At 69.1% G+C, this 23,786-nt stretch carries 26 protein-coding genes and 2 pseudogenes; 22 read left to right on the top strand and 6 right to left on the bottom strand.

What is annotated here, in order from left to right; all coding sequences use genetic code 11:
• The first annotated feature begins 28 nt into the window (after positions 1 to 28).
• The 10 genes from D9V36_RS28875 (at position 29) to D9V36_RS28830 (ending at position 6,184) form a co-directional block, all read left to right on the top strand.
• Positions 29 to 442: a hypothetical protein gene (locus D9V36_RS28875; protein ID WP_129296324.1), complete on the top strand. Its 414-nt coding sequence runs from the start codon at positions 29 to 31 to the stop codon at positions 440 to 442.
• Positions 439 to 975 carry a hypothetical protein gene (locus tag D9V36_RS28870; RefSeq protein WP_241721086.1) on the top strand — a complete coding sequence of 179 codons (537 nt, stop codon included), beginning with the start codon at positions 439 to 441 and terminating at the stop codon, positions 973 to 975. The genes D9V36_RS28875 and D9V36_RS28870 overlap by 4 nt, the downstream gene beginning before the upstream one ends.
• Complete coding sequence (locus tag D9V36_RS28865) at positions 972 to 1,166, top strand: hypothetical protein (protein WP_129296323.1); 195 nt, start codon at positions 972 to 974, stop codon at positions 1,164 to 1,166. Before D9V36_RS28870 ends, D9V36_RS28865 begins: the two co-directional genes overlap by 4 nt.
• Positions 1,166 to 1,663, top strand: coding sequence for a hypothetical protein (locus tag D9V36_RS28860; protein WP_241721085.1), 498 nt, complete (start codon positions 1,166 to 1,168; stop codon positions 1,661 to 1,663). Before D9V36_RS28865 ends, D9V36_RS28860 begins: the two co-directional genes overlap by 1 nt.
• 148 nt (positions 1,664 to 1,811) lie before the next feature.
• Positions 1,812 to 2,288, top strand: coding sequence for a hypothetical protein (locus D9V36_RS28855; RefSeq protein WP_129296322.1), 477 nt, complete (start codon positions 1,812 to 1,814; stop codon positions 2,286 to 2,288).
• A 90-nt stretch (positions 2,289 to 2,378) separates the two neighbouring features.
• Complete coding sequence (locus D9V36_RS28850; protein ID WP_129296321.1) at positions 2,379 to 3,056, top strand: ATP-binding protein; 678 nt, start codon at positions 2,379 to 2,381, stop codon at positions 3,054 to 3,056.
• Positions 3,031 to 3,240 carry a putative ATP-grasp-modified RiPP gene (gene tgmA, locus D9V36_RS28845; protein WP_347239736.1) on the top strand — a complete coding sequence of 70 codons (210 nt, stop codon included), beginning with the start codon at positions 3,031 to 3,033 and terminating at the stop codon, positions 3,238 to 3,240. The genes D9V36_RS28850 and tgmA overlap by 26 nt, the downstream gene beginning before the upstream one ends.
• The gene (gene tgmB / locus D9V36_RS28840; RefSeq protein WP_129296319.1) at positions 3,237 to 4,208 is read left to right on the top strand and encodes an ATP-grasp ribosomal peptide maturase; all 972 of its coding nucleotides are present in this window, start codon (positions 3,237 to 3,239) and stop codon (positions 4,206 to 4,208) included. The genes tgmA and tgmB overlap by 4 nt, the downstream gene beginning before the upstream one ends.
• On the top strand, positions 4,195 to 5,385 hold the full coding sequence (locus tag D9V36_RS28835) for a methyltransferase (RefSeq protein ID WP_129296318.1): 1,191 nt from the start codon (positions 4,195 to 4,197) through the stop codon (positions 5,383 to 5,385). Before tgmB ends, D9V36_RS28835 begins: the two co-directional genes overlap by 14 nt.
• Positions 5,386 to 5,626: 241 nt before the next feature.
• A complete protein-coding gene (locus tag D9V36_RS28830) occupies positions 5,627 to 6,184 on the top strand; it encodes an NUDIX hydrolase (protein ID WP_129296317.1) in 558 nt (185 codons plus the stop codon).
• 920 nt (positions 6,185 to 7,104) lie between these two features.
• On the opposite strand, the gene D9V36_RS28825 is transcribed toward D9V36_RS28830, so the two are convergent.
• From D9V36_RS28825 to D9V36_RS28815, 3 genes are all read right to left on the bottom strand, one after another.
• On the bottom strand, positions 7,105 to 8,544 hold the full coding sequence (locus D9V36_RS28825) for a tyrosine-type recombinase/integrase (RefSeq protein ID WP_129296316.1): 1,440 nt from the start codon (positions 8,542 to 8,544) through the stop codon (positions 7,105 to 7,107).
• Positions 8,541 to 8,738, bottom strand: coding sequence for a helix-turn-helix transcriptional regulator (locus D9V36_RS28820; protein WP_129296315.1), 198 nt, complete (start codon positions 8,736 to 8,738; stop codon positions 8,541 to 8,543). Before D9V36_RS28820 ends, D9V36_RS28825 begins: the two co-directional genes overlap by 4 nt.
• Before the next feature lie 172 nt (positions 8,739 to 8,910).
• A complete protein-coding gene (locus D9V36_RS28815) occupies positions 8,911 to 9,195 on the bottom strand; it encodes a helix-turn-helix domain-containing protein (RefSeq protein ID WP_129296314.1) in 285 nt (94 codons plus the stop codon).
• 259 nt (positions 9,196 to 9,454) lie between these two features.
• Here D9V36_RS28815 and D9V36_RS28810 point away from each other — a divergent pair.
• Positions 9,455 to 10,012: pseudogene (locus tag D9V36_RS28810) on the top strand (hypothetical protein); the annotation flags it as partial.
• Here the strand turns inward: D9V36_RS28810 and D9V36_RS28805 are convergent.
• A complete protein-coding gene (locus D9V36_RS28805) occupies positions 10,010 to 11,101 on the bottom strand; it encodes an IS630 family transposase (RefSeq protein ID WP_129296312.1) in 1,092 nt (363 codons plus the stop codon). The pseudogene D9V36_RS28810 and the gene D9V36_RS28805 overlap by 3 nt on opposite strands.
• A gap of 21 nt (positions 11,102 to 11,122) precedes the next feature.
• Here D9V36_RS28805 and D9V36_RS42255 point away from each other — a divergent pair.
• The 4 genes and pseudogenes from D9V36_RS42255 to D9V36_RS28785 all read left to right on the top strand — a co-directional run.
• Positions 11,123 to 11,479, top strand: a pseudogene (locus D9V36_RS42255) (hypothetical protein); the annotation flags it as partial.
• Positions 11,476 to 12,174, top strand: a complete 699-nt coding sequence (locus D9V36_RS28795; protein ID WP_129296311.1) for an ATP-binding protein — start codon at positions 11,476 to 11,478, stop codon at positions 12,172 to 12,174. The pseudogene D9V36_RS42255 and the gene D9V36_RS28795, both read left to right, overlap by 4 nt.
• Before the next feature lie 703 nt (positions 12,175 to 12,877).
• On the top strand, positions 12,878 to 13,315 hold the full coding sequence (locus D9V36_RS28790) for a plasmid mobilization protein (protein ID WP_129296310.1): 438 nt from the start codon (positions 12,878 to 12,880) through the stop codon (positions 13,313 to 13,315).
• A 5-nt stretch (positions 13,316 to 13,320) separates the two neighbouring features.
• The gene (locus D9V36_RS28785; RefSeq protein WP_129296309.1) at positions 13,321 to 15,030 is read left to right on the top strand and encodes a relaxase/mobilization nuclease domain-containing protein; all 1,710 of its coding nucleotides are present in this window, start codon (positions 13,321 to 13,323) and stop codon (positions 15,028 to 15,030) included.
• Here the strand turns inward: D9V36_RS28785 and D9V36_RS28780 are convergent, their stop codons facing one another.
• Positions 15,031 to 15,588, bottom strand: a complete 558-nt coding sequence (locus tag D9V36_RS28780) for a flavoprotein (protein ID WP_129296308.1) — start codon at positions 15,586 to 15,588, stop codon at positions 15,031 to 15,033. It abuts the gene before it with no gap.
• Positions 15,585 to 16,856 (bottom strand): helix-turn-helix domain-containing protein, encoded by a 1,272-nt coding sequence (locus D9V36_RS28775; RefSeq protein WP_129296307.1) that lies wholly within the window; start codon positions 16,854 to 16,856, stop codon positions 15,585 to 15,587. Before D9V36_RS28775 ends, D9V36_RS28780 begins: the two co-directional genes overlap by 4 nt.
• Before the next feature lie 175 nt (positions 16,857 to 17,031).
• Here D9V36_RS28775 and D9V36_RS28770 point away from each other — a divergent pair, with 175 nt between their 5' ends.
• The 7 genes from D9V36_RS28770 to D9V36_RS28740 all read left to right on the top strand — a co-directional run bounded on the left by D9V36_RS28770 (position 17,032) and on the right by D9V36_RS28740 (position 23,306).
• A complete protein-coding gene (locus tag D9V36_RS28770; RefSeq protein ID WP_129296306.1) occupies positions 17,032 to 17,469 on the top strand; it encodes an ATP-binding protein in 438 nt (145 codons plus the stop codon).
• Positions 17,466 to 18,794: a UDP-N-acetylglucosamine 1-carboxyvinyltransferase gene (locus tag D9V36_RS28765; protein ID WP_206739743.1), complete on the top strand. Its 1,329-nt coding sequence runs from the start codon at positions 17,466 to 17,468 to the stop codon at positions 18,792 to 18,794. The genes D9V36_RS28770 and D9V36_RS28765 overlap by 4 nt, the downstream gene beginning before the upstream one ends.
• Positions 18,791 to 20,014, top strand: coding sequence for a metallophosphoesterase (locus D9V36_RS28760; protein ID WP_129296305.1), 1,224 nt, complete (start codon positions 18,791 to 18,793; stop codon positions 20,012 to 20,014). Before D9V36_RS28765 ends, D9V36_RS28760 begins: the two co-directional genes overlap by 4 nt.
• Positions 20,011 to 20,550: a dCTP deaminase gene (gene dcd / locus D9V36_RS28755; protein WP_129296304.1), complete on the top strand. Its 540-nt coding sequence runs from the start codon at positions 20,011 to 20,013 to the stop codon at positions 20,548 to 20,550. Before D9V36_RS28760 ends, dcd begins: the two co-directional genes overlap by 4 nt.
• Positions 20,547 to 21,086: a dCTP deaminase gene (locus D9V36_RS28750; protein ID WP_129296303.1), complete on the top strand. Its 540-nt coding sequence runs from the start codon at positions 20,547 to 20,549 to the stop codon at positions 21,084 to 21,086. The genes dcd and D9V36_RS28750 overlap by 4 nt, the downstream gene beginning before the upstream one ends.
• Positions 21,083 to 22,180, top strand: a complete 1,098-nt coding sequence (locus tag D9V36_RS28745; protein ID WP_129296302.1) for a glycosyltransferase family 4 protein — start codon at positions 21,083 to 21,085, stop codon at positions 22,178 to 22,180. The genes D9V36_RS28750 and D9V36_RS28745 overlap by 4 nt, the downstream gene beginning before the upstream one ends.
• An 82-nt stretch (positions 22,181 to 22,262) precedes the next feature.
• Positions 22,263 to 23,306: a serine hydrolase domain-containing protein gene (locus D9V36_RS28740; RefSeq protein ID WP_129296301.1), complete on the top strand. Its 1,044-nt coding sequence runs from the start codon at positions 22,263 to 22,265 to the stop codon at positions 23,304 to 23,306.
• Positions 23,307 to 23,786 lie beyond the last annotated feature (480 nt).

Below are 23,786 nucleotides of genomic sequence, written 5' to 3'. Positions count from 1 at the left end.
TACGCGCTGTAGCGGGACCGTTACAGGCATGATCAGGACCCCCGCGCAGACGCGGCGCCGACAGGGATTAGGGAACGCTGCCGCCGGCCGAACCACTGTGGTTCTCTACGCGTGCGTCGATGGACCTCGCACGAGCGCAACGGCCATCCTCGCTGAACTGCGCCGCTTCGCGAACGCCCGCGAGTGGATAGTCGCAGGCGAGATCCTCGACAGCGCCCCGCTTTCAACCCCGCTCGACGAGCGTCCGATGTGGCACTCGGTCCGAGAAGCGATCGCCAAGGGACGAGCCGAGGGCATCGTCGCTGCGCTGGATCACACCTGCGACGACGTCGCGGACACGCGAGCTCAGCTCTTCGACTGGCTCGCCGAGCACGCTGCCTTTCTCGCGACCGCGCGCTGCGGCGTGCGGTCATCCCGTACCGCCGAGCGGAGCAGAGTATGAGCGAGAACAACAGGATGCCGGAGCGCACCCCACGAAGCCCACAGGAACAGATTCGCCGCGCGGATCTCGCCGACGCCGCCGCCGGTGTCGACAGTTCGGTACCGCTGCAATGGCTTAAGGGCACCGGCGCAAACATCGTTGACGCCTTGATGGCGTGGGACAAGGGCGAACTCGCCGTCGTGCCGGCCGGGCACGGGTGGGACGTCGTCCGGATGTCGCGGCCGCTCGGGTGGCGGACGGTCCAGCACCTTCGCGACAGCGGTGCGACCGTCGGGCCCGTGCTGCACAACGAGACGCACGTCGAGGTGCTCGTGCCGGCCGGCTCGGTCGCTGACTGGGACCTGCCCGAGGCGACCGTCGTCACGGCCGGCAACACGATCTCGGTACCGCACCCGTCGATCGTCGCGCCGCGCACGCAGAACTCGCGGACCTGGATCGTCCCGCCGTCGGGCACCATCCTCACCGACGGAAACGCGCTGTACGGCTCGTATGCCGCGGCGCTCGCAACGAGGGATTTGGACAGCGCCCGGTGAGCGCCTACACCCGTGCCCGGTGCGCCATCTGCGGCACGTCGCAGGGCTTGACGAAGCAGATCTACCCCGGGGCGTCCGGCCCCGGCGGATCACGCGTCGTCTGCGAGCTCGACGCGCTGCTGCCGGCTGACCCCGACAGCCTCGTCGAATCCGTCACAAAGGTACTCATGCGGAAAGCGGGGCGCGACTGATGACCACGCTCGCTCTTCCCTCGCCGACGCCCGGTCTGATCGCAACGATCAATGCGCGCATGTGGCTCGACCACACCATCGACGGGCGGGTGTTCTCGCCCGTGCTGCTGACCTACCCGGCGCCACAGTTCGAGGACGCCAACCCGGTCGAGGTCGAGCGGCAGATGAGCATCGTTGCCGCGTCGCTCGGCGCCCGCCCGCCCGGTCCCGCTCTGCCGGACGTCGGCGAGCGGGTAACCGTTCACGACGGCGGTGTCACTCTCGTGCACTTCGACGGCTCGCCGTACGCGCTACGCCTACCGAAACACCCCCGATGGACGCAGGTCGTCGCCGGGCTCGGTCAGGTACTGCTCGCCGTCGGGCTCGACGAGCTGTCGTCGACTGCGTCCCGCGCCGAGGTCGACGAGTACCTCGACGCGGCGGCGACGTGCGACCGGCTGTACTTCGGACTCGCCACGGTCACCAGCCAACGCCGAACTACGCAGCGGCGCCCCTAAGCAGGGTCGCCCGGCGGTCGAGAATCCCCCGTGACTCCCGCCGGGCGGCCCAGCCGTTCCGCCTCGCCGACCGAAAGAACGAGCGGCCGGCGAGGCGGGGCCCAACACGAAGCACTCCCACAGCAGGACCGGCCGCGGAGGTCCGACAGTGCCACCACCCCATGCCTACCGGTGCGAAGTTGTCGCCGAGGGTCTCGCCGGCAACCGCCGCGAGATCCCCCTCACCACCTACCGCGCCGCTACGCCCCGACTCGCCGCCCGTTGGGCCCGCAGTACCGCGCGACGCTACGCCCGGTTGCTGTCCCCGGGCCCCGCCGAGCCGTACCTCGGCGGGGCACCGGTGACCGAGGCCGGCCCCGGCTGCCCGCGCCCCGACGACGACCTGCGCGCGTGGTCCGACAGCGACGAGCGATACGACGACACCATGCGCACCCTCGCCGGGGGACACCCCTTTCAGCTCGTCGTCACCGACTACGACGCGCGTTACACGCTGTGCGTCTACCCCCTTCCGGTCCGCAGGCCCGCGCCGTCCCCGGTACCCGCAGAGAGCGCTCGCTCCTATGCGGGCGCCGGCCGACACCGGAAACCGCGCCGACGGCTGCTCGCCCTTTGCGAGGTGAGCTAATGCGCCGGGACCTGCGGCGTCAGATCACGTATCTCACGTGCCTTTTCGCACTCGCATTCATCCTTGCTGTGGGCGTTATGAGGGGCCGTCATGGTTGAGCCGCACACCGCCGAAATCCTGTACGCCCCCACCCCCGATGCCCCCGGAGCCGTACGAGCCTTCATCTCCGGACAGTTGACCCAGCTCGGATCGGAACATGACCGGCTCGACGACATGCTCGTCTGCGCCTCCGAGCTGTCGACGAACGCAGTCCGGTACGGCGCCCGCGATCACTCGTTCCGCGTCCGGCTGATCGCCGACACCGCGAGCGTCCGTATCGAGGTGTACGACTTCGGCCGAGACATGCCGCGTGTCTGCCGCATCTGCGAGGTGCGCCATACCGTCGAGCACGGCCGCGGGTTGCTCGTGGTCAAGGAACTGTCCGACGCGTGGGGCGTAGACCGTCACCCGCGCATCGGCAAAACCGTGTGGTGCGAATTCAAGACCGACGCGTACGCCGCCGGCGTCGAGGCCGCCGCCGTCGCGTACAGAACCGCCCCCACGTACCCGCCGCCCGTAGGCGGCGCCCCGATCCCCGCACCCGCCGAAAAAGGACAGCCGGCGGGGGCGGTGCTCCATCGCATGATCCGACCGAACCACCAACGAGAGGAACGCGATGTTCAACTACGCGGAACGCATCCCGACGGGAACCCCGCTCCCGCAGGGCCACCGCACGCCCCGCCCGTGGGGCACCCGCCGGTTCGTGCCGTACCCGGCCGTCGCGGGTGAGCACACCCGCGTCGAGATCGACCCGGCGACGCAGACCGGCCGTTACTTCAACGCGGCCGGCGTCCCGGTCGCGTCGCCCGGTCACGGTACGAGCAGCGGCACCAACCCGTCGACGGGCACCTCGCCCGACGGGCAGGGCGCCGGCAACACCGACTCGGACACGGGTAACGACACCGACCAGTGACACGAGACGACGCTCGCCCGGTCGCGGTCGTCACGAACGATGACGACCCGACCGCCGACTTCGTGATTGCCGAGCTGCACGGCCGGGGCGTCCCGGTCGTGCGGTTCGACAGCGGTCACTTCCCCGCCACCCTGTCGTGCTCCGCCCACATCGGCGGCAGCACGGCACGGTGGCGGGGCAGTCTCGCGACCCCGACCCGCGTCGCCGAACTCGACGGCGTGCGGGCGCTGTACTACCGGCGCCCGTCCGGGTTCGCTTTCCCCCACCTCGACGACCAGGACGCCCGCTTTGCCGCCGCGCAGGCTCGGTACGGGCTCGGCGGCGTGCTCGTCTCGCTGCCCGACTGCCTGTACGTCAACCACCCGCACCGCATCGGCGACGCCGAGTACAAGCCGGCCGGGCTCGCCGCCGCGGCCGAGGCCGGGTTCGTGCTGCCGCCGACCCTGATCACGAACCGGCCCGACGACGCCCGCGCGTTCGTCAAGGAACACGGACCCGTGATCTACAAGCCGCTCGCGACGCCGCTGTACCTCGTCGACGGTCACGCGCAGACCGTGCTCGTCGACGAGGTCGCCGAGGACGAGATCGACGACGGTATCGCCGGGACCATGCACCTGTTACAGGCCCGCGTCGACAAGGTCGCCGACGTCCGCGTGACCGTGATCGGCGCGCGGGTGTTCGCGGTGCGGATCGACTCCGGTCTGCTCGACTGGCGCACCGACTACACCACCCACACATATACGCCCGTCGAGGCCCCTCCCGGCGTCGAGCGCGCACTGTTCGCGTACCTGCGGCACTTCGGGCTCGTCTTCGGCGCGTTCGACTTCACCCTGTCCGCCGATGGCGCGTGGACGTTCATTGAGTGCAACCCCTCGGGGCAGTGGGCATGGATGGAACCCCCGACGGGCCTGCCCATGACCGCCGCACTCGCCGATCTCTTGGAACGAGGCACCCATGACCGAACCTGATCTCGCGACCGAGCTGCGGCACGAGTTCGCCGGGCAGCTCGCCGCCGAGGACAAGCTGCCCGCAGCGTGGCGGGCCGCGGTCGAGGCCGTGCCCCGGCACGAGTGCGCGCCCGCGTTCTACGTGCCCAACGACGCCCCGGGCATCACGACATACGTGCCGATCACGCCCGAGCTCGTCGGCGACGAGGCGTGGCTGCGCCGGGTCTACAGCGACGAGACCCTGATCACGCAGTTCGACGGGCAGGATATCGATTGGTCGGACCCGCAGCCGATCAGCGGCGCCGCCCCGACGTCGTCCTCGACGCTGCCCTCGCTCGTCGTGCAGATGCTCGACGTCCTCGACGGCGACGACGAGTCGACCGTCACCGAGTACGGCACGGGCACCGGCTACTCGACCGCGCTCATGTGCCACCGCTTCGGGCCGGACAAGATCACGTCGGTCGAGACCGACCCGGGGGTCGCCGGCCGAGCCCGTGCCGCCCTCGACCGCTGCGGCTACGCCCCTCGCCTGATCACAGGCAACGGGCTCGCCGGCGCCGACTGCACCGCGGCAGCCGATCGCACAATCGCCACCATGGGCGTACGCGGTATCCCGTGGGCGTGGGTCCGCGAGACCGTGCCGGGCGGGCTCATCGTGGCGACGCTGCGCGGGTGGCTTCGCTCGCTCGGCCTCGTGCGCCTGGTCGTCGAGGACGGACAGCACGCGACGGGCCGTTTCGTCGCGGCCGATCCGGCGTTCATGATGGCGCGGCAGCATGAGGCGCCGACGAATCTCGGCATGCTGCCGGCCGACGACGACGGCAAGACCCGCGAGACGCCGCACGGGCCCGGCGTGCTGCGCATGCCCGACAGCGGGTTCGTTGCTCAGCTTGCGATGCCGAACGCCCGCACGTTCGACATGGCGGGCGACGACGGGCGCATGCGTACCTTCGTCCTCGACGCGGCGAACGATTCCTTCGCGGTGCTGTCACGGGACGGCGACGGCTGGTTGGTGCGCGAGGGTGGCCCGGTGTCGCTGTGGGGCGAGGTCGAGCAGTCTCTCGCGCTGTGGCACGCAGCGGGGTCGCCGGCCGCAACCCGGTTCGGGGTCAGCGTCGAGCCGGACCGTCAACGAATTTGGCTTGAGAACTCCGAGGATGGCCCCAGTTGGCACCTGCCGGTCGTCCCGGGTGCATGACGGAATCGCAGGCTGCCCTCGCGTCGTGTGAGAGCTGTAGAGGTGCTGCCGGATGTACGCACGTCCGTCCGAGCCGGGGCGCCGATCGCTCTGAGACAGAGCGAGCCGCCCCGCTCGGCGCCCTGGCGATCGAGATTGAACTGCTCAACACCTAAACCAGGCGGCGAGGCGGGACCGCCCGACGGTGTTCTCCCGAACCCGTCGGGCGGCCCGAGCGACGCCTGTACCACGAAGGAACTCCATGCCGATCAAGGCAATGCACGTACTCGACACCCTCGACGCCTACCTGACTCGCCACCCGGAGGACAAGGACGCGCTCGCCATCATCTCCGAGATGCTCGACATCGTCGGCAACCGGATCACCTCACGGAACGAGTTCCGCGGGCACGTCACCGCCGGCGCGGTTCTACTCCGCCCCGACGGTCGCGTGCTCACCCTCCATCACAAGGCGCTCGGTGGTAAGTGGCTGCGGCCCGGCGGGCACGTCGAGCCGGACGACACGACACTGCTCGCCGCAGCGCTGCGTGACCTCGTCGATAAGACCGGCATCGACCGCTCGCAGGTCGAGCGTCACGACGAGGTGCCGCTGCACATCGACGTGCGCCCGATCCCGGCGAATGCTGCGGAAGCCGAGCCGACGCATCTCCACTTCGACTTTCGGTTCCTGTTCCGAACGAGCACCGAGCGCCTCAAGATCGAAGAGGAAGAGTTCACCACGTACTCATGGCAGTTCGCGGACAAGCTGACCGCCGAGCCGCTGCGCGGCCGCGTACTGGCCTCCATCCGGCCGTCGGACTGACGGTCCCGAGACAGGTTCGCCCGGCGCTTGATCACCCCCGGATCGCCCCGGGCGTCCCGTTCACCGGCCGCTGTGGTCGTGCCTCCCCCGCGGGGCCGCAGTGAGCCACCCGGGCCCCGGTCGTCTGCTCCCCCCGTGGCAGATGGCCGGGGCTCAATCATGGCCCGAACGCACTCCCGGCCGGCCGCACCCGTCGCAACCCCCAACAGACGAGGAACCGCGCACCGGCCCCCGCTCAGTAGCGAACAACGCATTCGACTACCCGTTCGAGTGAAGCTCGGCATATGCCATTGCGGAAGCATGATCACTACGTGGACCCTGGACCGGTTGGTGATCACCCACCCCCAAACAGGGCGCGGCACGGTCCCTTGCGCGAGGTACGCCGGTCCGTCCAGATGGCGGAGTCGCGCCCTACCCGCCCCGGGCGTCCTACAGTGGCGCCCGGGGCGGTCCCCGTTTGAGGGGGCGCGATCTGGCCAAAATCCGAGAGGAGATGGGCCAAGCGCCTTTACCTAAATCGGTTGGGCGTCACCTGCAAAACCGCAGGTGAGCACATCGCTGGGGCTCGCACACCTTCTAAGCACTTGGCCGCAGGTTCGAGTCCTGCCGGGGGCGCACCGCAAGACCCTCCCTTGGGGAGGGTCTTTTTGCTGCTCAGAGGGTGTTTGATGGCTTCGGCGGGCCGACGGATGCCGGAGGCGGAGGGAGGCCGACCCGTCCGGCTGGAACCGGTCCGGGGCGGGTTTCGGCGGCTGTTCTTCCCGAAAACTTCCCGAAGTTTCGGCGTGCCCGGTGGCATGCGGCGCCTGGCCTTCCGAAGCCCAATACGGCCCTCCTCGCCCACTCGGCATACGGGCATAGGCAGAGGGCCCGGCCGAAGCCGGGCCCTCTGCGTGTGTGCCCTGTCGTCGCCGTCGCAATCAGCGTGCGCGGCCCTGCGCCCTCGGAAGAGGCGGAGAGAGCGAGCCCCCGGGGCCTGGAGCCAGTGGCACGCCAGGGAGCTTCTGAGGCCCCTCGATGCGCTGCTGTAGCTCAGCGGTCTGTCCGGTGATGCAGCGCGCGTAAGTGGAAAGCAGCACCGGGACACTGTTGCCTGCCCATTCGGCGACCTGTGCCGGCGGGATGCCATGGTTGAGCCAGGTCGTCAGGCACGTGTGGCGGAGGTCGTATACCCGCTTGCCAACGGGCGACCGGTACTCCTGCTCCGCCAGGACTGCCTTGCGGGCCTTGTCCCAGGCTCGCCGGTAGACGGAGCCGGCGAGCAGGCCGCCCTTCTCGCCGGGGAAGAAGAGATCTCCCGCGGTGAGCTGGTCCTGGGTGACGAGTGTGTGGAGGATCGATGCGAGGGCGGGATGCACGGGCACGGTGCGGGTGTCCCCTGACGCCCGCCCCTTCAGATCCCGGGTCTCGTGGACCTCGCCGTCGTCCGTCCACTGCTTGCCGACCTCGGGCGCTGCGGTGTGCACCCGGAGTTCACCCCAACCGCTGGAAGGGAGAACGGCGTCCTCGACGCGGAGCGCCACCGCCTCCTCAGGGCGGAGTCCGGCGTAGTAGAGCGTCGCGAAGAACGCCGTGAGCCGGTGACCGGTGCGCGGGCGGGAGGCAACCCAGACGAGCAGGGCAGCCACCTGCCCGGGGTTGAGGAGGGAGCGCTTGTCGACTGCGCCGGAGGTCTTCGGGGCGGCGTTCTCGTCCCTCCCCTTGGGCAACGGGTTGTCCGCCAGGACGTTCTGGCGGATGGCATAGCGCAGGACGACGTTCAAGACGCGGCGATAGCGTTTGGCGGAACTTGCGGCAGCAGGCGTGCCGTCGATTCGGGTGTCGATGGCGTGGAGCACGGCGTCGACGTGCTTGGTGTCCTCCCAGGCGCTCATCGGCAGCGAGTTGCGCCGAATCCAGGCGAGGATGGCTCGTAGCTCGGAGGGGGCCTCGTCCCGGCGGTTCTTGTTGAAGGCGTACTCGCGCAGGGCCTTGCGGACTTCGATGGGGTCGTACTGGGTCGGTTCGACTCGCAGGAGCGCGAGCGTGGCCTTGGTCAGGGCCTTGGCTGTGCTGATGCGGTTGTTGGCCGAGATTCGGGACCACTTCATGTCCACGTAGCGCAGGGCGAAGTCGTACCAGGTGACCTCGGCCGCCGATGCCGCGTGCGACGTCGGCCTGCCGGTGTCCTGGTCGAACGGTTCTCCGTTGTTGGCGGCGACGAGGAGGACGGCGCGAAAAGAATCGGCCGAGGCGGCAGTCTTGAACGCCTCGCCGTGCCGCCTCCCGTTCACCGACCAGCGCACGGTGTAGGTCGTGCCACGTTTTCCCTTGTAGACCTCCGTCTTGTAGAAGCGGACCTTGAAGGACCGGTTTGTCACGCGCTGCCCTCGCAGTCGGTGAGCCAGTTCTCCAGGTCACTGCGGCGGATGCGCAGGCTCCCGTTGGGAAGTTTCACGCATCGTGGCGCCCTGCCTTTCTGACGCCAGTCGTAAAAGGTGGACCGCGATACCTGAAGCTCGGCGCAGAGTTCATCCACGGTCATTTTGTCGCGCGAGCGGCTGGAGCCATTCATCAGCGCCCCGCCTCCTCGTTGTCGAGGGGGTTTCGGGCAGGGCTCATGAGGGGTCGGGGCAAAGGGGGTTTCCTCGCATGGAAAGAGTGGATTACCGAAAGACGGCACGCTGAGGTGCCGGGATATTCAATGATGCGGAGCATCGCCGGTTTGGGAAACCGGCGATCGTCGGCTATGTTTCCGCCCGCTCCGCATGGCCCCGGTCTCTCGGAGGGCTGGCGAGGAGGGTGTGCGGGGAGGCTCCGAGCGCGGTGGCGATGGTGACGAAGTCGCCGATGTCGCAGCGTCGGACGGTGCGTTCGATGCGGGAGAGCGCGGTGGCGGTCATGAACCGGCCGAGGGCGCCTACACGGGCGGCGAGCTGACGCTGGGAGTAGCTGCGGGCGGTACGGGCGCGCACGATTGCCCGGGCGATGACCCTTCCTGCGGGACCAATTTCGAGAGAACGCGGCGGCATGGATGTGTTGTAGCTTGCGTTCCGCGACAGCGGGAACCCTTTCTCGTCTGCTGTGAGCGATGCACCGGCCGCCGGAGATTTCGAAGGGTCGATTTCGGCAACCGGGGATCCGGGTCTACTTTTTCCCGACCGGCCCGGAAGTAGTACAGAGTTTTAGAACCAACTCTGGACTTTTGCGCCCCTGGTGTGGCTGTCTTGTCCATGCCCTTGGCACCGCCGAATTCCCTCCCCCGATCTGCGACGAAGGTGGTCGATCGACATCGCCCGTATCCGCACCATCAAGCCCGAGGCGTTCCATTCGGAGTCCCTCGCGGCGGTCTCTCTGTCCGCCGAGCGGACGTTCTTCGGCTTGCTCACCCAGGCAGACGACTACGGCCGGTTCCGCGACCAGCCCGCCGTCATCGCCGGCCTGTTGTGGTCCCTGCGCCCCGAACACGGCCCTCTTGGCGTCGAAGACGACCTCGCCCAGCTCCACACCGCCGAGCTGGTCTGCCGTTACCAAGGCGCCAACGGCAAGCGGTACCTACACGTCGTCACCTTCGCCCAGCACCAGAAGGTCAACCGTCCCAGCGGGGTACGCCATCCTGCCTGCCCCCACCACGATCAGAGCGTTCCGCGTGAGCCCTCACCGCCGACGCACACACCCCTCACTGAGCCCTCCGCACCGGCACCCGGAGGTGTCACGGAAGACACGATGAGCGACGAATATGCAGGTCAGGGCCGATTCCGTGAGTCCTCAGCGCTGACGCAGGGAGACCTCACGGAGCCTTCGACGAGTGCTCACGGTCCGGATCTAGGATCTAGGAACAGGGATCTAGTGACCTGAGTCGGAGATTCGTCGGCAGTATGCGGCGACTTTGTCGAGGATTTCGTCGGCAGTCTTGGTCCAGGCGAAGGGCTTTGGGTGTTCGTTCCAGTCGGCGAGCCAGCTGCGGATGTCGCGTTCGAGGGCCTGGACGGAGCGGTGGACACCGCGCTTGAGTTTCTTCTGCGTCAGCTCGGCGAACCATCGCTCGACCAGGTTCAGCCAGGATGAACTGGTCGGTGTGAAGTGCAGGTGGAAGCGTGGGTGCGCCAGCAGCCACGTCTTGATCGCGGGCGTCTTGTGGGTGACGTAGTTGTCGAGGATCAGATGCACGTCAAGGCCGGCGGGGACTTCCTTGTCGAGCTTGGCGAGGAACTTCTTGAATTCCACTGCCCGGTGGCGCCGGTGCAGGGAGCCGATCACCTTTCCCGTGGCGACCTCCAGGGCCGCGAACAGGGTGGTGGTGCCGGCGCGGACGTAGTCGTGACTGCGTCGTTCGGGGACACCGGGCATCATCGGCAGCACGGGCTGGGACCGGTCCAGGGCCTGGATCTGCGACTTCTCGTCCACGCACAGGACCAGGGCCTTCTCCGGCGGATCGAGATAGAGGCCCACCACGTCACGGACCTTGTCGATGAACAGAGGGTCGGTGGAGAGCTTGAACGTCTGCGACCGGTGCGGGGCCAGGGCGAAAGCCCGCCAGATCCGCGAGACGGCGGATTGGGACATGCCCGTGGCCGCCGCCATGGACCTGGTCGACCAGTGGGTGGCGTTCTTCGGTTTCTCCTCCAGCGTCTTGACGATGACACGCTCGACGTCCGCGTCGGTGATCTTCCGTGGGACGCCGGGCCGTGGTTCGTCGGACAGGCCGTCCAGGCCACGTTCGAGGAAGCGCCGCCGCCAGGTGCGGACCATGTCCGCAGTAACACCGAGCCGGCGTGACACCTCCATGATCGAGTGCCCCTCCGCGCACTCCAGAACGATCCTTGAGCGCTGAGCCAGAGACTGGGCCGTTGAGCGGCGACGCACCCAGCCTTCCAGCACGGTCCGTTGGGCATCAGTGACCGACAACGGCGGAATCTTCGGGCCTGGACGACTCATACCCAACTAACGACGAATCTCCGACTCAGGTCACTAGGATCTACCCCGTTGGGGGGCGCGAGCGCCCCCGCACCCGCACCCCAGACCGTCTCGGCGAAGGACCTCATAGGCGAGTACGCGGCCGCCTGCAGCCACCGACCGCCTGCGGGCGTGCTCGGACACCTCGGCAGCGAAGTCAAAAAACTCCTCGGCGAGGGCATAGCCCCCGACCACATACGTGCCGGTCTTGACCGTCACCGGGCCAAGGCCATGCACCCCAGCACCCTGCCCAGCTTCGTCCACGAGGCCATGAACGCCGCCCAGGCCGCATCTGAGACCGCCCACCGGTCGTGGACGAATCCAACCGACGTCGCCGCCGCCTACGGGGGTGAACTGTGACCACCACCCTCACCCACGCACCGGACCGCCTCCGCCCGCTCGCCGAGCGGCTCGGTGCCATCCTCACCGCACGCGGCATCGACCCTGACGCCGCCACCACGCAAGAGCCCCCGAGCGAACCGGTCACCGCCCTGGAGCTGGCCGATGCCCGCATCCCCGCCCGATACCGGCACGCGCTGAGCGACCACCAGCAGGTCACCGCCTGGACCAAGGCGATCGCCGCCGCCGGACGCCCCGGCCCCAGCCGCGCACCGGGCATCGCCGAAGGCCCCTCCCTGCTGATCGCCGGCCCCACCGGAACCGGCAAGACCCACCAGGCATACGGCGCCATCCGCACCCTGCTCACCGCCGGAGTCCGGCTGCGCTGGGAGGCCGTCACCGCCGCCGACCTGTACGCCCGCCTGCGCCCTCGCTCCGGCCACGACGCCGAACGCGACCTGCAGACCCTCGTCCGCTGCCCGTTGCTGCTCCTGGACGACCTCGGCGCGGCCAAGAACAGCGAGTGGACCGAGGAGCTCACCTACCGGCTCATCAACCACCGGTACGAGCATCTGCGCCCCACCCTCATCACCACCAATCTCCCCACCGACGCCCTCCGCACCGCCCTCGGAGACCGCATCGCCTCCCGCCTCGCCGAGATGACCGAACGCGTCGTCCTCAACGGTCCCGACCGCAGGCGCCGGTCACAAAACTGACCGTCCCGGAGACAGTCCCCACCGCACAAGGGACCGAAAGCCATAGATGGTTCGGGACCGTGCACCACCGACTCAGGGGACGAGCCGGGACTTACCAGGGGACTGGTCCCGCTTGCGGTCCCCGCCGGGGACGGTCCCCCTAACACTCCGTCGGGGACCGGTCCCGCCAAGAACCGGGGACCGGTCCCGGTCGAAAGTTGGGACCGGTCCCCAGACGCTTCGGGGATCGGTCCCCATCGGACACAGCAGATTCGGGGACCGGTCCCAACAAAAGGCCCAGGTCACCGCTCGCGCGGCCCCGAGCCTGGTCCCCGAAACCAGGAGCCGGAGACACGCACCGGGGACGGGGGCCGTCGCGGCACCGCCGCTTCGCGTCCTCGCGGGACGCGGAACCAAACGCCAGAAGCTCTGGTCCCCAAACGCAATGAGTTGTGGGGATCGGTCCCCTTCCTCATCGCCGCCCCACCCAGAAGGCGACCGTGCCCTTCCCCAAGCGGGACGAGCGCGCCGGCGCACAACCGCCGTGCACTCATAGTCCGAATCCCCACTCGCCCCAACGCCCCAGAAAGTCCTCATGCACCAGTCGCACCCCGAAGGTCCCACCGGTCCCAACACGGAAGCCGCCACGTCAGCCCCAGGCGGAGCAAGCTGTAGCACTGGACCGTCCAAGGGCCGGTCCAGTGCGCTTGCCTCCGCCCCGGGGGTGGCGGAGGAGGCCCCGCGCCAGGGGGCGCAGGACCAGCAGCCCGTGGCCGAGGGCGGCCACGAGCAGAGGGCCAAGCAGGGCCGGCGCCGCTCCCGCCAGCCCAAGCAGCGTTCCGAGCGCCAGACCTTCCGCGCCAGCACCGTCGAAGCCGCCAACATCCAGAAGGCCGCTGACGCCAAGGGCGTCTCCAAGGCCCGCTTCATCGCCCAGGCCGTCCACGCCGAATTGCACGGCCGCCCCCATCGTGACCAGGACGATGCCCTCGATCGCTTGGAAGCCGCCCGCATCCAGCTGGTGCGTGCCGGCAACAACCTGAACCAGATCGCCAAGGTCCTCAACTCCGGTGGCGACGCCCTCCACATCGACCGCGCCGCCGGTGCCGTCGCCGACGCCGCCACCGAGGTCCGTACGGCCGCACGGAAGCTGGTGAGCTGAACGCCTTGGTCCCCGACGTCTCCCGCGGCAGCCACACCATCGGCCTGCTCCACTACCTCTACCGAACCAGCGACATCGAAGCCCACGTCGACCCGCACCTCGTCGCCGCCTACGACCCCCACCTGCCCGACCCCGGCCGCGACCCGAACGCCACCTTCGGCGAGCTGGCCGCCGACCTCGACCTGTGGGTCGACGCCCTCGGCGACAAGGCACCCAAGAAGCATGTGTGGCACTGCCCCGTCCGCACCGCCCCCGGCGACCGGGCCCTGTCCGACGAGGAATGGGCCACGGTCGCTCGCCGCGTGCTGAACGCCACCGGCATCGCCCCCGAGGGCGACGACCAAGCCTGCCGCTGGATCGCCGTCCGCCACGCCCCCGACCACATCCACATCGTCGCCACCCTCGTCCGCGCCGACCGCACCCGTCCCCGCCACCACAAGGACGGCACCCGAGCCCAAGCCGAATGCCGCAAGATCGAGACGGAGTTCGGACTCCGCCGGCTCAAGGAAGGTGATGGCACTGCGGCCAAGCGCCCCACCAGCGCCGAACGCCGCAAGGCCGAACGCCTCGGCCAGGACGCCGCCTCGCGCGAGCTGCTGCGCGAACACGTCCACCGTGCCCTGTCCGGTGCCGCCGACGAGGACGAGTTCTTCGACCGGCTCGCCGCCGAAGGCGTCCGCGTCAAGAAGCGCATCGCTCCCTCCGGCGATGTGCTCGGCTACTCGGTCGCCAAGGTCGGCGACCGCAACAAGGCGGGCGAGCCCATCTGGTTCTCCGGCTCCAAGCTCGCACCGGACCTTTCCCTGCCCCGGATCCGCGAGCGGTTCACAGCCACCACGGACGTGCCCGAGCCGCCCGCGGTCCTGGAACTCAGCGGCGCCTCCGCACCGGTCCGTGCCCGCCACTTCGCCGCCGAGGCCACCGACTCGGCCCTGACGTCCCTCACAGCCGGCGACGACGGTGCGGCAGCTGCTCAGCTGATCGGGGTCGGCGAGGCCCTCGATGCGCTCGCCCAGACCTCATTCGGTCCCACGCAGGCCGAACTGCGGGCGGCTGCAGTGCACTTCGAGCGGGCCACTCGCTCGCACATCCGCGCCGAGAAGGAGGAGATGTACGCCCTGCGCCGCGCGGCTCACCAGATCGTCCATTCCGGGTCCGCTCTCGGCCGCGGACAGGACGGCGCCGCCACCGCCATGGTCCTCGACCTCATGATCCTGACCGTCATCGCGGCCGCCCGCTGGCACGCAGCCCGCGGCCACGCCCAGCAGGCCGAAGCCTCCCAGCAGGCGGCAACCCACCTGCGCGCCGCCTACCAGGCAACCGCCGCCAGCCCGCTGGCCGCCATGCGCGCCTACGGCCAACACCTGCCTGCACAGTCCCGGCGACAGCACGCCGCCACGGTCCGCACGGCCCTCCCCCACCTCGCAGAGCGCCTCCGAGCCGAGCCTGGCTGGGACGCACTGGCCGCCGTGCTCGACCAGGCCGAACGCGTCGGCCACGACACCGCCGCCCTGCTGGCCAAGGCCGCTGCACAACGGGAACTGGACAGCGCCGAGTCAATCAGCGAAGTCCTGGTCTGGCGGTTGCAGCACCTCGGCTACGTCACCCAACCCGTGTCGGTGCCCAGGTCGCGGCGTCCTCGTACCGAACCCGCCCCTGCTGTCCCTGCCGCTGCCGCCGCCCACCAGGAAGCGAACCGACTCCGGCGACGGTGATCACGCTCGCCCCGGCACCTCCGGAGCGAGCAGCTCCAACGCCTCCTCCCAGTGGAAACGGTCCGCTCCGCCACCGGCCTTCGGACGGTGGGGATCGTACGAGCCGATCAAGACGCCCATCGCGCGCAACCGGTCCAAGCTCTGCCGGTACGCGGGGTGGGCGGCCTGGGCCGTGTTCAGGTACGGGAGCACGGCGGTGGGGATGCCGAGGCCGTACGCCTCGCACAGGATGCCCACCGCGAGGGTGTCGGAGATCCCGGCCGCCCACTTGTTGATGGTGTTGAAGGTGGCCGGCGCGACCGCGATGGCGTCGGCGGGCGGCAGGGGCCGGGGGTCGCCGGGTGAGCGCCAGGCCGAGCGGATGGGATAGCCGGTCTGCGCTTCGATCGCCGTCGTGTCTATGAAGCCGAGGCCCTGTGGGGTGGCGATGACACCGACATCCCAGTTCGCCTCCTGCGCCGCCGTGATCAGCTTGCCGACGTCGCCGGCGATTCCGGACGCGCACACGACGACGTACAGGAACGGCTTCTTGGTCTGCTGGTCAGGCTGTTCGCTCACGCGGGGACTCCCAGTCGACGGCTGAAGTAGTGCAGTTCCGGCAGGGTACGACGGTGGTCGCGGGCGGCCATGTCGGCGACCAGCTCCCGGACGGCCGGGCGGCGGATGTCCTGGGCCGCGCAGCTCTCGGCGATGCGTAGTGCCTGGTAGCCGTCGGCGAGGCGGCCCTGCTGGCTGTAGGCGCGGGCGGATTCGACCCACAGGGCAGCGCGGCGCTCAGGCACGGGGATGTGGCGTCGCATGAGGGGTCGGGCGGTCTGCAGCGCGATTCCTGCGTCGCCGAAGGCGACGGCCGCGCTGACGCCGTGCAGGGCAACGTTGGTCGGGCTGAAGTTGGCCCAGGCGTCGGGGCGGTCGAGCGCGACGTAACGGGCGACTTCCTTCGCCTCGGTGAGGAAGTCCTGTGTGGCGGAGCGGTCGGCGCCGGTGCTGGCGGCGGTGACGCCGCGCAGGAGCAGCAGGCCGAGCGCGGCGAGGTATTTCGGGGATCGTTGATCGTACGCGCCCGTGAGCTGGTCGGCGGTGTGGCGGACGAGTGTGACGGCCTGGGTGGTGTGGCCATCACGGGCGAGGGCGTGGGCATGTACCCGGACGCTGGACGCGAGCACCACCGGATCCCCGGAGCGCTCGGCCTCGGCCATGGCCCTGCCGACGGCGAGCCATGCGTTGCCGTGATCGCTCAGCTTGAGCAGCAGGCTCGCCGAGGTCTGATAGGTCGTGGCCAGCAGTCCGGACAGGTCGGCCGAGCCCGGGGCATCGCTGATGGCTTGCCGGAGCTGCCCGATCAGTCCGGGCAGCGTGCGCTCCAGTTCCGTGTACTGGCAGGTGCAGAAGAGGCGGCGCGCGGCTGTGACGTGATCACGTATCTCCGGCAGGTCCGGTACCGGACGTGCCGCCACGGGGCTCGGGCCAGGGAGAAGGGACTGGACCAGATCCTGGTGGGCGGCGGCAGGCACGGCGGGGGTGACGAGCGCGATGCCCGCGGCGAGGAAGTTACGGCGATGCATGTCCTCGGTTGTCTCTGGGTCGGAGGGGCTGGTATCCGGAGCAGCAGCGAGACCAATGCGGTGCAGCGGGATGTCCAGCACCCGCGCGACCTCACGCAGCATGCGGACGTCCTGGACACCCCATCCCGCCTCCAAGCGGCTCACCTTGGACTGGTGATACCCCAGTGCGGTGGCGACGTTCTTCTGCGAGCGCCGCTGTAACACGCGTGCCTGACGGATCACTTCGCCGATCCGTCTCGCCTCGCTCTGCGTTTCGGCCATCTGTGCCACGGCTCCTCCCGCCGTCGCCGATTCTGCCTGCTCAACCGAGCGTAAGGGAGAGCTAATTGGCCGTGATGCAGCTCCTGCATAAGTGATGCAGCGTCGGCACACGGACTGGTTTCGACCTGTTCTGGAGCGGTTGCCTGGTCCAGCCGCACCCCTCCAGGAGGCCCTCATGGAAGTGCACGACATCCGCTTGTCAGTCTCCGACACCCCGGCAGCTGCGGCGTCGGCGCGACGGCAGTTCGCCACCGAGATGCGTGACTGGCGCCTGCCGGCCCACAGCAACGCACTGCACACCGCCGAGCTGATCGCCGGCGAACTGCTCTCAAATGCCGTGCAGTACGCAGGTCGGGGCGCAATCACCTTGTTCGGCGGCTGCGATGGCAACGCCGTAAGGGTCGAGGTCAGCGACAGCAGCCGCAGCCTTCCCCGGCCCCGATCGCCCGGCGAGAACGACGAGCACGGCCGGGGCCTGTTCCTCATCGCTGCCCTGGCCGACCGGTACGGCGTCGAGCTGACCGCGACTGGCAAGCGGTGCTGGGCCGAGGTCCGCCTGCATGCCGCTGCAAGTCCCCACATCCCACTGCAGGTTCGCTTTTCGAGGAGATGACTGTGACAACCGCCCGGACACCCGCCATTACCTCCGAGGTGATCGCCATCCGTCCCGGACCGCCGCTTTCCGGGTCCGTGACGGTCGACGGTTCCAAGAACGCCGCCCTGCCGCTCCTCGCGACAGCAGCCACCCTGCGCCGCCCCATCCAGCTGGGTAACGTCCCGGCCAACGACGACGTTCAAGCCATGCTGATGCTGCTCCAGCACGCCGGCCACGGCATCACCCATCCGGTCGGCAAGCCGAGCACGGTCCTGATCCTGCCGAGCGACGGCATGCACATCGCGCCGGAATTCCACGACACGGCAGCCCGTATCCGTGCCTCGTACTACCTCGTTCCCGCCCTCCTCTCCGTACATGGGCGGGCCGTGCTGCCCTGGCCGGGCGGCTGCCGGATCGGTGAGCGCGGGATGGAGCAGCACTTCAAGGTGTACGAGGCGTTCGGCGACCGCACGATCATGAACAACCACGGCTACAGCGTCGAAGCCGGTGAGAGCCGCACCGGCTCGGTGTCGGTGATGCTGCCGTTCCGCTCCCGCGGCGCGACCATCGCGGCCATTCTGCGCGCCGTCATCGCCGGGCGACCGCTGCGGCTGGGCCAGCCCAACCTCTCGCCCGAGGTCATCAGCGTCCTGCAAGCACTCCAGGTGGCCGGTTGGGAGACACGGGCCGACGAGCGCGTTCTCTCCTTGACTCCGCCCGCCTCCGCAGCACAGGAGCCGGTGGCCTGGGAAGTCCCCGGAGACAAGGTGGAAGCAGGCACCTTGGCCTGCGCCATCGCTGCCACCCGCGGAAACGGCCGCGTCGAGGGCGTACGCAGCAAGGACGTGGCGCCGATGGTGGCCGCATTGCGCTGGCTCGGCATTCCCGTCGACGCCCAGCACGATGCCCTCCACGTGCGTGCCGAGGGCACTCGGCCCACCCACCAGCCCCTGCGAGCCATCGCCTCGCTCTCTCCCCGCGGGCTCGATGCCGACTTCGAACCCGCTCTGATGGCACTGGCGCTGGGAATGCACGGCACCCATCTGTTCGCCGACGCGATCAACCCCGGGCGTCACAGCAATCTGATCCCCCAGCTCGCTCGCCTCGGTGCCGACATCCACCAGACCTCCCCCACCCAGTGCCGCCTGACCGGGCCACAGCAGCTGATCGGCACGGGAGTGGAGGCCACCGACATCCGCACCGGGTCGGCCCTACTCATCGCCGGCCTCACCGCCAGCGGCGTCACGACCCTCGGCGGCCTCGAACAGCTCCGCCGAGGCCACGCTGACCTTCCCACCAAGCTGCTCGCACTCGGCGCCGACATCTGCGAGGTCACCCCGTGACCGGTCCGCGCGCACTGCAACGGATCGCCGCCACCACCGATGTCCACTCCTCGTTCGACAACGCCCTGCCGATGCTGACCCACCTGCACGCCATCCGGCGGGACACGCTGATCGTCGATTGCGGCGACTTCTTCGAAGGCAGCGGCTACTACCGCCTCGGCCACGGCCGTATCGAAACCGCAATCCTCCAGGGCCTCTACGACGTGATCGCGCCCGGGAACCACGGATGGGTCCACCACTTCGAACCCGCGGTCCGGGACATCACCGTGTGCGCTAACGCCGTAGAGGCCGCTACCGGCGAACCGCTCTTCCGCCGCCTGCACACCGTCTGCATCGGCAACCGGCGCGTCGCTATCACTGCGGTCATCGGCGAGCAGGCGTTCCACTCCATCCCCGTCGAGCAGCGAGCTGGGCACCGAGTCACGGACCCGGTCCAGGCCCTGCGCGAAGTGATGCTGGCGCACCACCACGAGGTCGACGCCTGGGTCGTGCTGAGCCACTCCGGATTCGACGAGGACCTCAAACTGGCTGCCGCCTGCCCCTTCCTCGACGTGATCTTCGCCGGCCACTGCCACAGCGACCAGTACGGCCCCACCCGAGTGGGCGAGACCCTCGTCCTCAAGGGCCGCGAACTGGGCGTCGGCTACGCCCTCGCCGGACCGGCCCCCGCACGATGGACTGGGCACACCGCCCGCTTCCCCGACACGACCGGCACGACAGCGTTACCGCCCCAACTCGCCTCTGTCCATGACCGGATCGAGGACCTCAGAGATCGCCTGGCCCTGCCGATCGGCGCCGTCGCCGAGCCGTACCGAGGCAAGGCTCTCGATCGACGACGCCTCCTCTCCAGCCTCGCCACCCGACTCCACACCGCCCTCGGCGCCGAAGCCGTCGTCCTCAACGAGACCGCCCTGCGTTCCACTCAGCTCGACGACGTCCTCACCTTCGGCGACCTCCTCATTATCGAGCCCTTCAACAACCAGCTCGTCCACACCCGTGTCCCCGACGCGCTGAGAGACAACCCTGGCGCGCTGCTGGCGCACCTCACCAAGAGCGCCGGCCCCTTGATCACCGAACCGGCACCATTGCCACCGCATCTGCCGACCGTGCTGTCCACCGACTACCTCGCCGAGAGCTACCTGGACGGCCGCACCCACCAAGCCGGTCTCCGTCTCCGCCAGGCCCTCCAGCGGATCCTGACCGAAGGACCTCACCGATGATCCTCACCGGCCCCGAGATCACCGCAGCCGCAACGGACGGCCGCCTGCGCATCACCCCCTTCGACAACGCGCAGGTCAACCCCAACAGCTACAACGTCCGCCTCGGCCCGACCCTGCTCACCTACAAGACCCCTGTCCTCGACGCCCACCAGCCCAACCCGACCCACCGCATCGAGATCGGCGCCGACGGCTATGTCCTCAAACCCGGCCAGCTCTACCTGGGCCACACCGTCGAGCAGGTCGGCTCCGACACCTTCGTCCCCCTCCTGTTCGGCCGCTCCTCCGTCGGCCGGCTCGGCTTGTTCGTCGAGATCACCGCCCCCATCGGCGACATCGGCTTCCACGGCCAATGGACTCTGATGCTCTCCCCCATCCGCCCCTTACGTGTCTACGCGGGCATGAAGATCGGGCAGATCATGTTCTTCGTCGCCGTCGGGCCCATCACCCCCTACTCGGGCAAGTACCAGGCAGCCAGCGGGCCCAAGCCCTCCGCCTACTGGCAGGACGTCGCCCCACTGGAAGCGGTGGCGCCGTGATCCTCACTGGCCCCGCCATTGCCGCAGCCCACGCCGCGGGCGAGATCACCATCGACCCGTACGACCCCGACAGGCTCTCCCCCAATGCCTACGACTGGCGCCTCGGTACCCACCTGCGCATCTGCGACGGAGACCTCGACGCCGCCGCCCCAACCTCGTCCACCGAGATCGCCATCCCCCGCACGGGCTTCGTCCTGAAACCCGGTGTGCTCTACCTCGGCGTCACCCACGAGAAGACCGGCTCGGAGACCTACGCACAGCTCCTCAACGGCGACCGCACCACCGGCGCCCTCGGGATCTGGGTCCACGTCTCCGCCCCACTCGGCCACCAAGGCCACGCCATCCGCTGGACCCTGGAGATCCGCGCCAGCCAGCCGGTCCGCATCTATCCCGGCATGACCTTCGGCAAGCTCGTCTTCCTGCAGCCCCTCGGCGCTGCGGCCAGCTACCAACAGCACGGCCTCAAGTACACAGCCAGCCGAGGAATCGAGACCTCCCGCCTGTACGAGGAAATCCCTGGGGGCTGCCGACCATGAACGCCAAGGTAGCCACCGTCCTCGATCTCCCTTTCCCCAGCCCCGGCGGCAGCGTCGAGCTCTTCCTCGACCTCTACACCGGGGACAGGCCCCTCATTCCCGCACGAGCCTTCATGCTCGCCCCCGCCAGCCCCGGCCCCCAACTGCCGACCGGGCTCGACCTGCTGCCAGTCGTCGGCAAGTGTCTCGAAGGCCCGGCCTTCCACCGTTACGTAGCAGCCCTCCAACGGTCCCTGGCCGAGGGAATCGACCCGGACCACATCGGCGTCCTTCACCTCCAGCACCTCACCTTCGGTGGCACCCCCGCGCTGATCAGGGCCCTGCGCGAGCACCCGCGGATCGCACTCGTGCATGGCACCGACCTGCTGTTCGCCGAAGCCCACCGCCACCAGCACAACGTGCTGACCGAATCCGTGCGGCTCGCCGACGCCATCGTCGTGCCGACACCGGCCATGGCCGACCGGCTCCTGCGCATCGCGCCTACCACCGACCGCGCGAAGATCGCCCACATTCCCTGGGGCATCCCCGACCGGCTCCTGGCCAACCCGCCGCGCAGAGGCCCCCGTCCGCCAGACAGTCCCTTCCGGCTGCTGTACGCCGGGCGGCTCACGCCGGAGAAGGGCGTCGAGAACCTGCTGCTGGCCCTGGCGGCCGTACAGGGCGTCGAGCTGAGCATCGCCGCCCCGCAAGACCAGTTCCGCACCCTCAGCCGCGGCGTACAGCAGTCCGGCATCAAGATCCGGTACCTCGGCTGGCTCCGTCGCCCACAGCTGTGGAGAACTTTCACCGACCACGACCTGCTCGTCATGCCCTCCACCACCCTCGAAGCCATGGGACTGGTCGCCCTCGAAGCCCAAGCCTGCGGCCTGCCCGTGCTCTACCAGCCCGTCCCCGGCCTGGCTGAAATGCTCGCCGCCTCCGGCACCGCGACCGACTTCACCCGCCCCGCAGCCGTTGCCCGAGACGTCGACCGCCTTCGTACGACACCCGGGCTGCTCGCTGTCTTGCGGCAGGCCGGGCGGAGCAACGCCGCCCACTACCCGCTCAGCGCCACCGCCAGAGCCCTGACCGAGCTCGGCCACCGGATCAGTTGACCGCCCCGCCACGTTCCCCGGCCGGGCCCGCCCGCGTCACTACGCTGACGGGCGGGCCCGCACCGCGACATCGGAGATGTTCATGGAAGACAGCACCGACCGGATCAAGCAGCTCGTGGCGGACGGCGTCCGCGACAAGGTCTACCCCGGCGCCGTGTGGGCCACCGGCAACGCCACAGGCACGAAGGCCGCGGGCACCGTCGGTGTCCTCGATCCCGCCGAGCCGGACAGCCCCATGCGGCCGGACACGGTCTTCGACGTCGCCAGCCTGACCAAAATCCTGGCCGTCTGGTCCACGGTCGGCGCCCTCTGGGAAGACGGCTCCCTCCCGCTCGACGAACCCCTCGGCACCTTCTGGCCCGAGGCCACAGGCCGACCCCTCGGCCAGGCCACCGCCCGCCACCTGCTCACCCACACCGCCGGCGTACCACTGCGAGCCCAGCTGAAGAACCTCTACGGCACCGACCCAGCCACCATCCGGGCTGGCGTCCTCCACGAAGCCCTGCACCGACCGCCCGGCGAGGCCGTCGAGTACACCGACCGGGCCGCTCTCATCCTCGGCTACCTCGCCGAACACCTCTCCGGCCAGAGCCTCGACCAACTCGCCCGCACCCGCATCTGGCAGCCCCTGGGCATGATCCACACCCGCTTCGGCCCATTGCTACCCGAGCTGTCCGTCCGCTGTGCCCCAACCGAACTCGACGAGGACACCGGCCGCCACCTCAAGGGCACCGCCCACGACTTCTCCGCCCGCCTCCTCGGCGGCGTCTGCGGCATCGCCGGCACCTTCTCCGTCCTCGACGACCTCGCCCACTTCCTGAGGTACATGCTCGACCCCACGACCGCCCCCACAGCGCCGGGATTCGGGCCAACCTGGGTCGAGGAATCGCTCAGCGTCCAGACCGGAACCCTGGAGCCCGTGCGCGGTCTCTTCTGGCACCCCGCCCCCGGCACCGACCCCGCCGACCGCACCTACGTGCACTACGGATTCACCGGCACCGGCATGTGGATCTCCCCCAAACGGGGAACCTGGGCCGCCCTGCTGACGAACAAGCTCTACTACACCCGCGACCGCGAGCCGCTGACCCGTATCCGGAATGCCTTCCGCGCGCTCACCTTCGACTGAGACGCGGAATTGGGACCACGATTGGACAATTTACCCCTTCCGCAAAGCGCGGGCGAGCGTTTGGCGCGCAACTGCTCGGTATACACGCCTGACTTACCCACCGAGGGGCCTGGACCATTTACCTAGAACAGCGGTCTTTATAACCGCCGCGTCGACAACTTCGTGAGCCGGTCTCCATAGGCCGCGAAGGCTCAGGCGAATCTTATTTGAGAACGGTTGGCCGCCGCTGCTGAATCCGCGCCAAGTACCCTCCTCCCTGCGGCCCCTTGGCCTCATGATGTTGATAAGTCGGTATGCCTCAAGGACCTGCATGGCGTCATACACGTCGCGCGACAGCCCTAAAAGGCCAGCCCGCTCCTTCCATGAAATGGATCGATACTCCTCTTCGGAGGCGAGCTGGAGGCACATCAAGAAGGCAGCGATCTCACTCTTCGTCAGCACATTCACCCACCCCCTCGTCAGCGCAGCCTCAGCGGCAAG

This window comes from Streptomyces lydicus, assembly GCF_004125265.1.
Taxonomy (GTDB): domain Bacteria; phylum Actinomycetota; class Actinomycetes; order Streptomycetales; family Streptomycetaceae; genus Streptomyces; species Streptomyces lydicus_C.
This window is presented reverse-complemented; position numbering and strand designations above follow the sequence as displayed.